Here is a 12581-nt window from a genome sequence, read left to right as displayed (position 1 = left end):
GCCTGGGGCGACTCAGGCGTAGCGAGCCAGGGTCAGCCCTTCGTCGCTGATGGCGGTTGCACTGCCGCTAATCAGATCGCAGAGCAGTTGGCCAGAACCTGCCGCCATGGTCCAGCCCAGGGTGCCGTGGCCCGTGTTGAGCCAGAGCCCGGGGATGGGGCTTGGGCCCACCAGCGGGGTGCCGTCCGGCGTCATGGGGCGCAACCCGGTCCAGAACTCGGCGCGGCTGATGTCCCCCCCTTCGGGGAAGAGGTCCCCCACCACCATGGCCAGGGTGTCGTGGCGTTTGGGGTTGAGCACCAGGTTGTAGCCCGAAAGCTCTGCCATGCCGCCGACCCTGATCCGCTCGTCAAAACGGGTGATGGCCACCTTGTAGGTTTCATCCAGCACTGTGCTGCGGGGGGCCGCATCCGGATTGGTCATCGGCAGGGTGAGGGAGTAGCCCTTGACCGGATAGACCGGCAGCTCCAGCCCGAGCGGGCGCAGCAGCGGACGCAGGAAGCCGGTGCCGTAGCTGCCAAGGGCGCAGACGATGGCCTCGGCACGGTAGCGCTGTTCGCCCGCCCGCACCGCCACGGCGCGGCCACTCTCACGACCACGGCCCAGCTCAATCTCGTCGATATCGCAGTTGAAGACGAATTTGACCCCGAGTTTCTGTGCTTCCAGCGCCAGCGCTTTGGTAAAGCGGAAGCAGTCGCCGGTCTCGTCGCCAGGCAGGCGCAGGCCGCCCACTATCTTGCCGCGCACCCGTGCCAGGGCCGGTTCGGCCTCCTCGCAGCCGCTGTCATCCAACGACTGGTAGGGGACGCCATACTCTTCCAGCACCTCGATGTCGCGCTTGCTGGCATCCAGCTGGGCCTGGCTTCGAAACAGTTGCAGGGTGCCGAGCTGGCGCCCCTCGTAGTCGAGTGCCAGTTCATCGCGCAGCACCTTCATGCAGTCGCGGCTGTACTCGGCCAGGCGCACCATGCGCCCCTTGTTGGTGGCATAGGCCGCCGGGGTGCAGTTAGCCAGCATCTTCAGCATCCAGCGCAGCTGGAAAGGGTCGGCGGTGGGACGCACCGTGAAGGGTGCATGCTTTTGCAGCATCCATTTGGCCGCCTTGAGGGGAATGCCGGGGGCCGCCCAGGGGGCAGCGTAACCGGGGGAGATCTGGCCGGCATTGGCGTGGCTGGTTTCAAGCGCCACCCCCTCTCGCCGCTCCAGCAGGGTCACCTGATGGCCCGCTTTTGCCAGATACCAAGCGCTGGTTACACCAATGACGCCACCCCCGAGTACCACTATCTCCATACGTCTTTCCTTGACTGATGCCTTGATAAGGCCCCCACCTTAATCAGCCGCCACAGTATATTCAACTGGGTAAGATATAATTGGTATAAATATCTATTTACATTTATTTAACTGGTTTTCAATGTTGCTGATTGTTGGTTTTCTGGCATTTAGTGCGACAAGTTGGGTGCCTTTGCATGGCGTCACTTGCAAGTGGCCGGAACAGGCGTGCGATACCCGCCGTGGCGGCAATTAAGTTGAACTCCGGGCATAAGGATCAACGGAGTTCGTTGAGTATCAAAGGGGGCGGATCGAGATAAAAAAAGCCCCGCATCCGGGATGCGGGGGCCTTGGCAATAGAGGTCAAGGTAGCCGGTTAGACAGCCAGGTACTCCAGCTCGACCGATCCCAGTGCCTTGAGGGTTGACTGGGCAGCATCGCGCTGGCTGATCTGGCCGTTTTTGCTCTCCAGCAGCACGGCGCGACGGATGGTGGCGAGATCCGCACCGTTCAGCACCGCATGGGCGCAGGCCATCTGCATCGGCGGCAGGCTGGGGTTGAAGGCGGCGTTCTCGGCGTAGCGGCCACAGAAGAGGCGGCCATCGGCAAATTGCAGTGCCACCGCGGCATAACCCTGGCTGTAGGGAGCATAGCTTTGGCGAGCAGCAGCCAGTGCGGCCTGCCAGAGCGGATCTTCACTCTCAAGGGCCAGCTCGTCGTGGGACTGCGGGCTCATCAGGGCATCTGTGATGTCGAGATCTGCCGGCCCGAAGGAGTGGGGCAGGAAGGATTGCAGGGCACTGAGATCATCGGGCAGAGAGACCTGCAGGGTCTTGGCGGTGCTCAGCTCGTTCATGAACTGGCGGCAGTGGCCGCAGGGGGTGTAGTTGACGGTGATTTCAGAGAGCCCGGTCTCGCCACCCAGCCAGGCGTTGGAGATGGCGGACTGTTCAGCATGCACCGAGTGGAACAGCCCCTGGCCTGCGAACTCCATGTTGGCGCCGAAATACCAGGTGCCGCTCAGGCCGCAGGCGATGGCACCGACAAAAAACTTGGAGATAGGGGCGACCGAGCAGGCGGCGGCCAGTGGCAGCAGAACCAGGCGCAGGGCGCGATCATCAAGGCCGCTGGCGGCTTTCAGGGTAGCGACCTGATCCGGGGTAAAACGGGCATTGAACGCACTGCCGTCGGCAGGGTTTAGCATGGGCAGCAGCGCCGCTTTGAGCGGGGCGGGCAGGGTATCGAGTGGCTTGGCAAAACGGGGATGCATAGTGTGTCCTCAAAGGCCAATTGGGGGGCCATTGTAGGGAGCAAGCGCGGTGAATTGTGTGAGCTTGCTCACGCCCTGACGGGCAAACGGAGCGGGATAGTAATGGAAACGTTTGTCTTGTGCAAATTGTGCGGCAGGTCGCACGGGCGGGCCAGCAGGCCCGCCTGATGAAGGCTTAGCTCAGCCAGTGATAGAGGGTGAACAGGAGTGGCGCGACGGCGGCGGTGAGAATGCCGCACACCACCATGGCGAGCGACGAGAAGGCCCCCTGGACTATGCCCTGTTCGGCGGAGGTGGCGGTGCCGATGGCGTGGGCACAGGCGCCCACAGCCAGCCCCTGGGCCTCGGGGTCAGTGACCCGCATCAGCTTGAGCAGCGGATAACCAATCAGGGCACCGATGATCCCGACCACCACCACCACGGCGGCGGCGATGGCGGGAATGCCGCCGAGGGACTGGCTCACACTCATGGCCAGTGGCGTGGTGATGGATTTTGTGATCAGGGACGCAAGTAGTGCCGGGTCGGCGCCCATAAAATGACCGATCAGCAAGGTAGTACATACCGAGATCAATACCGAGGCCAGGGTGCAGACTAGGATGGGCTCGAGCCTGGCCCGGATCTGGCGTGCCTGCTGATAGAGCGGCAGGGCCAGCGCCACCACGGCGGGCTCCAGCAGCGCCGTGATGGGGCGGGTGCCGCTTTCGTACTGCTCAAGGGGCAGGTCAAGCCAGAGCAGCAGACCGATGATGACGGTGGTGGGCACCAGCACCGGATTGATGATGGGCCAGGGCAGACGGCGATGAAGCGCCCGGGTGGCAAAATAGAGTGCCAGGGTCAGAGGAATGGCGAGCCAGAAGATCATTTGTTCATCCTCTGATAAAGGTGCCCGACGGTGCCGAGGATCAGCACTATGCCCACCACGATGCAGAGCATGATGAGGCCCAGGGATTGGCGCAGGGGTTCCAGCCAGGCCACCAGGCCCACGGCCACCGGCACGAACAGGACCCCCATATGGCGCAGCAGCAGACCGGCACCGAGCTCGACCCACTGCAACTTCACCAGTTGCAGCGAGAGCAGCACGAACAGCAGCAGCATGCCGATGATGCTGCCAGGGAAGGCGAAGGGCAGGATGGCTGCCACGGTTTTGCCTGCCAGCAGGCAGGCGACGATGACCATAAAGTCACGAAGGTATAGCAAGGCACGTTGCGCGATCACGTGAGCCCCTTCTTGGTAACTGTGAAGAAAAGCGCAGTTTACCAGAGAGGCCGGGTCGCGGCATTAAAACAATAACAGCTGAAATCAGTTCGTTTGAAGCTGATTTAATTGAAGTTTCGTTTTTGAAAATTGTCTGATAGAACCCTTTTCGAACTACAAGGAGTAGTGATGACATCCCTCTTGTCCCGTATCCGCCAGCTGGCGACCGATAATGATCTGCCCGCGCACTTGTTGCAAACCCGCCAATGGGATGGCCCCCTGTGCCGGGTGCGCCTCGACAACACGGGGCGTGACGATACCCCGGTGGGGCGCTGGGTGCTGTTTGACGGCAAGCTCGGCCTCTCGCCCGATGTCTCCATCTATGGGGAGGGATTCCAGATGCTGGCCCAGACCATGGGCAGCTGGCAATCGCCGCAGCCGGTGGGGCGTTGCCCCGATGCCAGCGTCTATCGCATCACCGATGACGAAGGCTTTCACACTGTGCACAACCTGCTGCTGGTAGAGCACGGCAAGGGTTGGTTGCTGCTCGCCTTTGCCAGCTGCCACCGCTTTGGCGGCGAGTTTCGCCTCTATCCCGATGGTCGCCTGCAGATCCTGATGAACTGCGAGGACCGTCTGCTGCCTGCCGGCCAGCACTGGCAGAGCGAGGCGCTGATCTGCCTGGAAGGGCCGGAGCGTGAGGATCTGCTGGCCGAGCTGGCGACTCTGATCGAGGCTGAGCATGGATCGCTGATCGGCCAGGTCACCACTCGCCCCAGCGGCTGGTGCTCCTGGTATCACTACTACAGCGATGTGAGCGCCGCCGACATTCGCGAGAACCTGGCGGTGCGCGCCGAGCGCTTTCCGGCCCTGCGCCACGTGCAGATAGACGATGGCTATCAGGCCAAAATGGGGGACTGGCTCACCCCTTCCGCGAAATTCGAACAAGGGGTAGCGGCGCTGGCCGCAGAGATCCGCGCCGCCGGCTGCGAGCCAGCCCTCTGGGTCGCCCCCTTTATCGCCGAGCCCACCTCGCAGGTCTTTCTGGATCACCCCGACTGGTTCGTGAAAGGAGATGACGGCTTGCCGCTGCCTTCCGAGCGGGTCACCTACGGCGGTTGGCGTTGCACTCCCTGGTATGTGCTGGACGGCACCCATCCCGAGGTGCAGGCCCATCTCGAACGGGTGTTTCGTACCCTGCGCGAGCAGTGGGGCATCCACTACTTCAAGCTCGATGCGAACTTCTGGGGCGCCATTCACGGCGGCCAGTTCCACGACCCGTCCGCCACCCGGGTTGAAGCCTATCGGCGCGGCATGGCCGCCATCTTGCGCGGGGCGGGCGAGGGGGCCTTCCTGCTCGGCTGCAACGCCCCCATCTGGCCGAGTCTGGGGCTGGTGCACGGCATGCGGGTGAGCGATGACGTGGAGCGCCACGGCCCCCGTTTTCGCCAGATAGCCCGCGAGGCGTTTTGCCGTGCCTGGCAAAACGACCGGCTGTGGGCGCTGGATCCCGACTGCATTTGCCTGCGGGATCTGCCGAGTCAGCAGGCCAGCGCCACCGATTACCACTTCCATCTGGCGGCGCTGGTGGCAAGCGGCGGCATGATGCTGGCGGGAGACAGGCTGCAGGATCTCGACGAGGCGCAGGCGGCGCAGCTCAAGCAGTTGCTGGCCCTGTGTGCGGCCTGCGCCCCTTCCGCCCGTTTCGAAGCGATGGACTTTGCCTGCGGCGAGGTGAGCCTGCCAGGTGGCGAGACTTTGCTCTGCCTGTTCAACTGGGAAGCACTGCCCCAGGAGTTTTTGCTGCCAGAAGGCGGGGTGGATTTTTGGGATGAACAACCGGTTGGCACCTCGATCATCCTGCAAGGGGGCGAGGGGCGGGTGATCCGCTACCTCTGATCAAGACGCAGTGACAAACAAATCAGGCTCCTCACGGAGCCTGATTTGCCTATGAGGGTTGCAATGGGGTCAGTAATGCCACTCAAAACCGACGGCGTAATTGGCGGAGCCATAGCCCGGAATATCGTTGTTGGAGACGATGGCCTTGAGGGTCAGTTGCGAACTTAATGGCACGCCGAGGCCAAAGCCGATGGCCAGCTGATCGTTGGGGTTGCCGATCAAATCCACCCGCATCACCCGATAGAGGGACATGTCCTCGCTCAGGTGCACATAGGCCTGGGAGGCACGGTTGTAGGCCTGCCCGAACACCTCCAGCTGGAAGCCCGAGTGAGCGCTGATGGCCAGCGGCACCCCGACAAACTTGTAGAGGGGGGAGTCGTTGAAGTAGCTGTTGGTGATCTGGGGGGTAAAATCGGTCTTCTCGTAGAGGGTGTTGAAGCTGTGGGCCACGATTTGATAGGTCTGCTCCGGCAGTCGGGCAAGGTAGTCCGGCATCTCGAAGCGATAGGCGCCCTGGGCAAACAGGGGCAGCAGAGCCAGTAATCCAGACAGCGTGCGCAAAGAAGGCATAGGCAGACAGGTATCCGGTTGACCGTGCCTCGCCATCAAGGCGAGACGTTCACAAGATATTGGTACTTGAGGAAAATTCCCCTTCGTCATTATTGCGCGATGAAGGGGAACCGTGGGGGAGATTTATGTGAAATCACTCACAACTCATAACTCTTCCAGATAGCGATAGAGACTCTTGAGAATCGCAAAGTTCCGTTCGTTACCCTGATTTTGTTCTGCCAGCGCTTCGAGGCGAGGGGCGTAATCAGGCAGATGATGGTTGAAGTAGTCGCTGCAGTGCAGACGCCAGCGCTTCTGTTCCGCTTCGCTCAAGGTATGGGGCCAGTTGCGGGCGCGGTAGCGGAACAGCATCTCCGGCAGACGGGCGTCGCTGAAGGCGAACTCCCGTTCCCCCAGCAGATCCGGCGGGGTGGCGCGCACCAGATCCATGGTGGACTTGTCGCCATGGCCGAAGAAACCGGCGTAGAGCTGGGTATCCGGATCGCCGTCATTGCTGCTGGCAAATTCCTGATTGAACACCTCCACCAGTTTTTCCCGCACCTCGGGGTGGGCGCGCAGCAGATCCAGGCTCTTGCGGCACTGCTCCCGATTGACGCCCAACTCATCGGCGCGCTCTGCCGTCAGGGTGGCTGCCGGTGCCAGCACAGGGCACTTGTTAATGTGCACCAGCTTGACCGGAATGCCGGCCAGATCCCCCAGCTCCTCTTTTTTGGTGTAGAGCCGCTCACGGATCTCCTCGCTGGAGAGCTCGATGAGCGGGGTGGGGTCACGGGTGAGATCCACCATGATCACCGCGTTCTGGTTGGTGGGGTGCCAGGCGAGCGGCGATACCCAGCTCACGCAGCCCTGCCAGGGGGAGAACATGCCGGAGACATGGACCAGCGGCTTCATGGTCACCACGTCGATGAGCGCCTTGACCTTATTCTTGTTGCGAAGGTCAAACAGATAACCAAACAGCTTGGGCTGGGCTTTTTTCACCAGCTTGGCCATTTCTATGGTGGCCAGCACATCCGAGAGCGCGTCGTGGGCGTTGGCGTGGGCCACGCCGTTGGCCACCGTCAGCTTTTCGAGTCGGAAACTCGGCCTGCCCTCCTCGTCAAAGGCCCACTCGATCCCCTCCGGGCGCAGGGCATAGCAGGCCCGCACCATGTCGAGGATGTCCCAGCGGGAGTTGCCGTTCTGCCAGCTGTAGGCATAGGGGTCGTAGAAGTTGCGATAGAGGGTGTAGCGGGTCACCTCGTCATCGAAACGGATACTGTTGTAGCCCAGCACGCAGGTGCCCGGGGTGGCAAACTGCTCGTGGATCTGGCGGATGAAGTCCGCCTCGCAGAGCCCATCCTTCATCGCCTTTTGCGGCGTGATGCCGGTCACCAGACAAGCCTCTGGTTGCGGCAGATAGTCCGCCGGTGGCTTGCAATAAATCACTAGCGGCTCGCCGATGAGGTTGAAATCCGCATCGGTGCGAATGCCGGCAAACTGCGCCGGTCTGTCCCTGGCAGGGCTGATGCCGAAGGTCTCGTAATCGTGAAAGTAAAAGGTGGGCTCGCTGCCCGGGTGCGCTGTCTTGCTCATGTTGTTCGAGATGGGGTATCCGGTGACGGCGGCGCCTGGCGCCAGGGTGGGCGGTGCCAGGCACCACAATTGCCTGCATGGTAAACCATAGTGCCGCCAGAGCGAAGCTTGGGGGAATTGTCCGCTGGTTTAATCGGCAGGGGGAAAATGGGGGAGGTACTTGGGAGTGTCGGCAGGCAGGGCGTCCTGACCATCTGCAACGGCGAATGTTGCCTGCGGGCATGTCTTGCGCTTGCCACGGCATTGAGGGGCGGTGAGCACTCCCAAAAAGACCATGCCAGTCGGGTTGCCCGACCGGCATGGCAAGTTGTGGCCTAGGGTCCGCCAGTTGAGCGCTTAGAGCAGATCTTCGAGCTGGTACTTCTTGAGCAGTTGCTCGAAGGTGCCGTCGGCCTTGACGCTCTCGATGGCGGCATCGAACTGGCTCTTGAGCTGGTCGTCGTGCTTGCGCAGCGCCACCGCCACCCCTTCCCCCAGGATCTTGTCCTGGGTGCCGTTGAACTGGGGGCCGACGAAGGCGAACTGCTTGCCCATATCCTTGTCGAGGAAGCCCACCTTCAACTGCACCATGTTGCCGAAGGTGTAGTCGGCGCGACCGGACTGCAGATCCAGCATGGGGGACTGGGCGTTGACGTAGCGCTTGATCTTGGCCACGTCGCCGTAGCGGGCGGTGACGAAGTTGTCCTGGGGCGTGCCCTCCTGCACCGCGATCACCTTGTCCTTGAAGTGCGCCGGCTCGTCGGCGAAGTCGGCGGCCTTGTCGCTGCGCCCCACGAAGCGGTTCTGCATCATGTAGTAGACCTGGCTGAAGTCCACCTTCTGGCGCCGCTCGTCGGTGATGTTCATGGAGGACATGATGGCGTCGTACTTGCGCACCTGCAGGCCGGGGAGCAGGGCATCCCAGGGCTGGTTGATCACCTCGCACTCGGTCTTCATGGCCTCGCACAGGGCGTAGGCCAGCTCGACCTCGAAGCCGCCGAGCTTGCCGCTGCTGTCGACCATTTCGAAGGGGGGATAGGTGGCGTCGGTGGCGATCACCAGGGGTTTGGCGGCGGCCTGGCCTGTGGTGGCCAGGGCCACCAGCATCATTGCGGTGTTGAGTTTCATAATCAGTCCCTTGAGTGTGGCGTCATGTCGATGGTCGTAACGGGTGTCGGCCTAGGGGCCGACGGCTATCTTGCGATGGGCGAGGGCCGGCAGCTGGCTGCGCACCGTGCGCTGGGCTGCCAGATCCAGGGTGGCGATGGCCATGCCCTGACCCTCCTCGACCCGGGCCAGTACCCGGCCCCAGGGGTCGATGATCATGCTGTGGCCGAAGGTGCGGCGCCCGCCGGGGTGGTGTCCCCCCTGGGCCGAGGCCAACACGAAGGCCAGGTTCTCCACCGCCCGGGCCCGCAGCAGAAGCTCCCAGTGCGCGAGCCCCGTGGTGTGGGTGAAGGCGGCGGGCAGGGCGATGACGTCGGGGGCCGGCCCCAGCCGGAACAGCTCCGGGAAGCGCAGGTCGTAGCAGATCCCGAGGCGCAGCAGTCCCCAGGGCAGGGGATGGCTCACCACCGTCTCCCCCGGGGTCATGGTCGCTGCCTCGTCATACTGCTCCTGCCCGGTGCAAAAGCCAAACAGATGCAGCTTGTCGTAGCGGCAGGCCAGGCGGCCCTCGGGGTCGACGAGCAGGCTGCTGTTGTGCATCTTGCCGGGCTCGTGACTGGCCAGCGGCAGGGTGCCGGCCAGGACCCAGATCCCGAGCTCCCGGGCCAGCCCCTGTACCCAGGCCAGCAGGGGGTGATCGCCGACGGGGGCGGCCAGGGCGACCCGCGCCCGCTCATCCTCTGGCATCAGGTAGAAGTACTCGGGCAACTGGGCGAACTCGGCCCCCTCGGCCGCCGCCTGGCGCAGCAGCGCCTCGGCCTGGGTCAGGTTGTGGTCGAGGTCATCCCCGGAGACCATCTGCAGCACGGCGACGCGTACGCTGTCCATGTGGCCTCCTAGACGCGGCACAGGCGCTCGGCGCCCGCCAGCAGGGTGTCGTCATCCTTGGAGAAGGAGAGGCGGATGACCCGTTGATCCGTGCCGTCGTGATAGAAGGCGGAGACGGGGATGGTGGCGACCCCGTGATCGCGGATCAGCCGCTGCACGAACAGGCTGTCGGACTCGTCGCTGATGCGCTCGTAGCTCGCCAGCATGAAGAAGCTGCCGGCGGAGGGGAGCAGGGTCAGACGCGACTCTGCCAGGGCCGAGGTCAGCAAGTCGCGCTTGCGCTGGTAGAAGGCCGCCAGCCCCTGATAGTGGGCCGGTTGCTGCAACAGGTGGGCGAAGCCGTACTGCATGGGGGTGTCGGCGGCGAACATGGCGAACTGGTGCACCTTGCGGATCTCCTCCATCAGGGGGCGGGGGGCCACGCAGTAGCCCACGCGCCAGCCGGTGACGTGGAAGGTCTTGCCGAAGGAGAAGACGGCGACCGAGCGCTCCACCAGCTCCGGGTAACGGATGACGCTCTGGTGCAGGGCGCCGTCGAACACCACGTGCTCATACACCTCGTCCGAGAGGATCAGGATGTCGGTGCCGCGCACCAGGCGGGCGAGGTGCTCCTGATCCGCCGCCTGCCAGACGGTGCCGGTCGGGTTGTGGGGGGTGTTGAGCACTATCATGCGGGTGCGCGGGGTGATGCGGGCGGCCACCTCGTCCCAGGGGATGGCAAAATCCGGCGCCTTGAGGGCGATCACCACGGGGGTGGCCCCCTGCAGCTGGATCATGGGGCGGTAGCTGTCGAACGCCGGCTCGAACATGATCACCTCGTCACCTGGGTGAACCAGGGCGGTGATGGCGCAGAACAGGGCCTCGCTGGCGCTGGCGGTGATGGTGATCTCCTCGCCGGCGTCATAGTGGTGACCGTAGCTGGTCGCAATCTTGGCCACCAGCTGCTCGCGCAGGGCGGGCAGCCCGGTCATGGGAGCGTACTGGTTCTCGCCGGCCAGCATGGCCTCGTGGGTCACCCGGATGAGCTCGGGATCGCAGGGGAAGCTCGGCGCCCCCTGGGAGAGGTTGATGCTGGGGTGGCGGGCGGCCAGATCCCCGATCACGGTGAAGATGGTGGTGCCCACCTGGGGCAGTTTGCTGAGAACCTGGGGGGAAGACATGGCGCCGTCACCTGAGTGTGGGAATGAGCCCCTGTTTTAGCCCCCGAGGCGCTTGTCGGACAACGGATTATTCGGCATGGTATGCATGAGTTTTTCTCAAGCATGGAGGCTTGTCATGTTATTCACCCCGCCGCGCACCCAGCTGCCCCTCTACGGTTTGCAGGTCTTCGAGTGCGCCGCCCGTCACCTGAGCTTCACCCTGGCCGCCGACGAGCTGTGCGTCAGCCAGGGGGCCGTGAGCAAGCAGATCGCCCAGCTGGAGGCGCGCCTGGGGCACCTGCTGTTCGTGCGCGGCACCCGCAGCCTGACCCTGACCCCGGCCGCCGAGCGACTGCTGCCCTTCATCCGGGAGGGGCTGGTGCGCATGGGGGAGGGGCTCAGCGCCCTGCAGGCCCTGCCCCACGAGCAGGCCATCAGCATCAAGGTGCCCTCCTGCGCCAGCCGCTGGGTGCTGCGACGGCTGCAGGCGTTCGAGGGGGAGGCGGTGGAGGTGCGCGGCAGCCACCACCACGGCATCGACTTTTCCCGGGAGCCGTTCGATCTCGCCATCGTCTACCAGCCCTGCCTGGGGCGCTATCCCAACAGCCAGCCCCTGTTCCGGGAGCGGCTGACCCCGGTCTGCGCCCCGGCCTTCGCCGCCAAGCACCGCCTGTTCGAACGCTCCCTGGAGGAGCTCCCCCTGTTGCCGCTGATCCATGCCAGCGTCGATCGGCGGGACTGGCGCAACTGGTTTGCCGCCTTCATCGCGACCCCCTGGCAGCCCCAGGGGGGGCAGCTGTTCGATACCCTGGACTTGGCGATGAACGCCGCGCTGCAGGGCTTTGGCCTCTCTCTCGGGGATCCCACCATAGTGGCCGAGGAGCTGGAGAGCGGCGCCCTGGTGGCACCCTTCGCCCCCGTGCTGGAGACGGATCACGAATACGCCCTGCTTGTCTGTCCAGGCAACCCGCCTCCCGGCGTAACCCGGGTCTGCCAGTGGTTGCTGGGCGAGCGCCCCTCTTTCTGACAAACATAATTCTGATTCTACATACGTGATGTAATGCTGCCTTGGTACAAGGTGGCAACAAGACCATACTGTGGTGAGCGGGCTATGCTTGGTATAAGCCGTGCATAGTGCCGGTATCTGCGCGCAAGGCGCCGATTGGGGGAATGGATATGGAATCGCTAAAAGCCAGGGATTATATGCAAAACAGGCCGATCACCTTCAAGGCGGACATGATGGTGCAAGCGGCTGTGGAGAAATTCTTGAACAGCCACCAGCTGGGGGGGCCGGTTGTTGATGACAAGGGACACCTGATCGGCTGGATCTCCGAACAGGATTGCATCGCCGTCATGCTCAGGGAGGCCTATCACTGCGAGCAGGTGGCCCAGGTCAAGGATGTGATGCGCAAGGAGGTGCTGACGGTGGGGCCGGATACCAGCATTCTGGCGCTGGCGGAGATGATGATGGGGCAAAAACCCAAGATCTATCCGGTGGTGGAGGAGGGGCATCTGGTGGGGGTGATCAACCGCCACAACGTGATGCAGGCTATCCATGCCCAGCTGACAACCTGCTTCGTTCATCATGCGCACGGCTAAGCCGCTGCACGTGACTATCTCAAAAGCAGGCCGCTGGCCTGCTTTTTTGTCCCTGATATGGATTGCCCCTGGCTTGCGGCCATTTTTGGGCAGTT

12 protein-coding genes are annotated in these 12581 nt (G+C 63.3%); 3 read left to right on the top strand and 9 right to left on the bottom strand.

The window, feature by feature from the left end; all coding sequences use genetic code 11:
- Positions 1 to 12: 12 nt before the first annotated feature.
- From LA321_RS16825 to LA321_RS16810, 4 genes are all read right to left on the bottom strand, one after another.
- Positions 13 to 1290, bottom strand: a complete 1278-nt coding sequence (locus LA321_RS16825; protein WP_042069470.1) for a D-amino acid dehydrogenase — start codon at positions 1288 to 1290, stop codon at positions 13 to 15.
- 355 nt (positions 1291 to 1645) lie between these two features.
- On the bottom strand, positions 1646 to 2539 hold the full coding sequence (gene cdd, locus LA321_RS16820) for a cytidine deaminase (RefSeq protein WP_042069469.1): 894 nt from the start codon (positions 2537 to 2539) through the stop codon (positions 1646 to 1648).
- A gap of 175 nt (positions 2540 to 2714) precedes the next feature.
- The gene (locus LA321_RS16815; RefSeq protein ID WP_042069467.1) at positions 2715 to 3401 is read right to left on the bottom strand and encodes an LrgB family protein; all 687 of its coding nucleotides are present in this window, start codon (positions 3399 to 3401) and stop codon (positions 2715 to 2717) included.
- A complete protein-coding gene (locus LA321_RS16810; RefSeq protein ID WP_026457331.1) occupies positions 3398 to 3754 on the bottom strand; it encodes a CidA/LrgA family protein in 357 nt (118 codons plus the stop codon). Before LA321_RS16810 ends, LA321_RS16815 begins: the two co-directional genes overlap by 4 nt.
- A 168-nt stretch (positions 3755 to 3922) precedes the next feature.
- Between LA321_RS16810 and LA321_RS16805 the strand changes: the two genes are divergently transcribed.
- Entirely contained in the window at positions 3923 to 5632 is a 1710-nt protein-coding gene (locus LA321_RS16805) for a glycoside hydrolase family 36 protein (protein ID WP_042069466.1), read from the top strand.
- A 69-nt stretch (positions 5633 to 5701) separates the two neighbouring features.
- Here the strand turns inward: LA321_RS16805 and LA321_RS16800 are convergent, their stop codons facing one another.
- The 5 genes from LA321_RS16800 to LA321_RS16780 all read right to left on the bottom strand — a co-directional run bounded on the left by LA321_RS16800 (position 5702) and on the right by LA321_RS16780 (position 10908).
- On the bottom strand, positions 5702 to 6202 hold the full coding sequence (locus LA321_RS16800) for a hypothetical protein (RefSeq protein ID WP_042069464.1): 501 nt from the start codon (positions 6200 to 6202) through the stop codon (positions 5702 to 5704).
- Between the two features lie 144 nt (positions 6203 to 6346).
- A complete protein-coding gene (gene sbcB, locus LA321_RS16795) occupies positions 6347 to 7774 on the bottom strand; it encodes an exodeoxyribonuclease I (protein ID WP_042070021.1) in 1428 nt (475 codons plus the stop codon).
- Between the two features lie 336 nt (positions 7775 to 8110).
- On the bottom strand, positions 8111 to 8881 hold the full coding sequence (locus tag LA321_RS16790) for a transporter substrate-binding domain-containing protein (protein ID WP_042069463.1): 771 nt from the start codon (positions 8879 to 8881) through the stop codon (positions 8111 to 8113).
- 51 nt (positions 8882 to 8932) lie between these two features.
- Positions 8933 to 9748 carry a carbon-nitrogen hydrolase family protein gene (locus LA321_RS16785; protein WP_042069462.1) on the bottom strand — a complete coding sequence of 272 codons (816 nt, stop codon included), beginning with the start codon at positions 9746 to 9748 and terminating at the stop codon, positions 8933 to 8935.
- An 8-nt stretch (positions 9749 to 9756) separates the two neighbouring features.
- Positions 9757 to 10908, bottom strand: a complete 1152-nt coding sequence (locus LA321_RS16780) for a methionine aminotransferase (protein ID WP_042069461.1) — start codon at positions 10906 to 10908, stop codon at positions 9757 to 9759.
- Between the two features lie 115 nt (positions 10909 to 11023).
- Here LA321_RS16780 and LA321_RS16775 point away from each other — a divergent pair, with 115 nt between their 5' ends.
- Both LA321_RS16775 and LA321_RS16770 read left to right on the top strand, forming a co-directional pair.
- Complete coding sequence (locus tag LA321_RS16775; protein ID WP_042069460.1) at positions 11024 to 11914, top strand: LysR family transcriptional regulator; 891 nt, start codon at positions 11024 to 11026, stop codon at positions 11912 to 11914.
- A gap of 149 nt (positions 11915 to 12063) precedes the next feature.
- Positions 12064 to 12486, top strand: a complete 423-nt coding sequence (locus LA321_RS16770) for a CBS domain-containing protein (protein WP_042026485.1) — start codon at positions 12064 to 12066, stop codon at positions 12484 to 12486.
- Positions 12487 to 12581: the final 95 nt, after the last annotated feature.

The organism is Aeromonas enteropelogenes (assembly GCF_020097295.1).
Taxonomy (GTDB): domain Bacteria; phylum Pseudomonadota; class Gammaproteobacteria; order Enterobacterales; family Aeromonadaceae; genus Aeromonas; species Aeromonas enteropelogenes.
This window is presented reverse-complemented; position numbering and strand designations above follow the sequence as displayed.

What these genes read in the sequence shown, in the direction of transcription:
- cdd (WP_042069469.1), bottom strand. Translation starts at nt 2,539, where the DNA reads ATGCATCCCCGTTTTGCCAAGCCACTCGATACCCTGCCCGCCCCGCTC.
- LA321_RS16785 (WP_042069462.1), bottom strand. Translation starts at nt 9,748, where the DNA reads ATGGACAGCGTACGCGTCGCCGTGCTGCAGATGGTCTCCGGGGATGAC.
- LA321_RS16805 (WP_042069466.1), top strand. Translation starts at nt 3,923, where the DNA reads ATGACATCCCTCTTGTCCCGTATCCGCCAGCTGGCGACCGATAATGAT.
- LA321_RS16775 (WP_042069460.1), top strand. Translation starts at nt 11,024, where the DNA reads ATGTTATTCACCCCGCCGCGCACCCAGCTGCCCCTCTACGGTTTGCAG.
- LA321_RS16825 (WP_042069470.1), bottom strand. Translation starts at nt 1,290, where the DNA reads ATGGAGATAGTGGTACTCGGGGGTGGCGTCATTGGTGTAACCAGCGCT.
- LA321_RS16770 (WP_042026485.1), top strand. Translation starts at nt 12,064, where the DNA reads ATGGAATCGCTAAAAGCCAGGGATTATATGCAAAACAGGCCGATCACC.
- LA321_RS16815 (WP_042069467.1), bottom strand. Translation starts at nt 3,401, where the DNA reads ATGATCTTCTGGCTCGCCATTCCTCTGACCCTGGCACTCTATTTTGCC.
- LA321_RS16800 (WP_042069464.1), bottom strand. Translation starts at nt 6,202, where the DNA reads ATGCCTTCTTTGCGCACGCTGTCTGGATTACTGGCTCTGCTGCCCCTG.
- LA321_RS16790 (WP_042069463.1), bottom strand. Translation starts at nt 8,881, where the DNA reads ATGAAACTCAACACCGCAATGATGCTGGTGGCCCTGGCCACCACAGGC.
- LA321_RS16780 (WP_042069461.1), bottom strand. Translation starts at nt 10,908, where the DNA reads ATGTCTTCCCCCCAGGTTCTCAGCAAACTGCCCCAGGTGGGCACCACC.
- sbcB (WP_042070021.1), bottom strand. Translation starts at nt 7,774, where the DNA reads ATGAGCAAGACAGCGCACCCGGGCAGCGAGCCCACCTTTTACTTTCAC.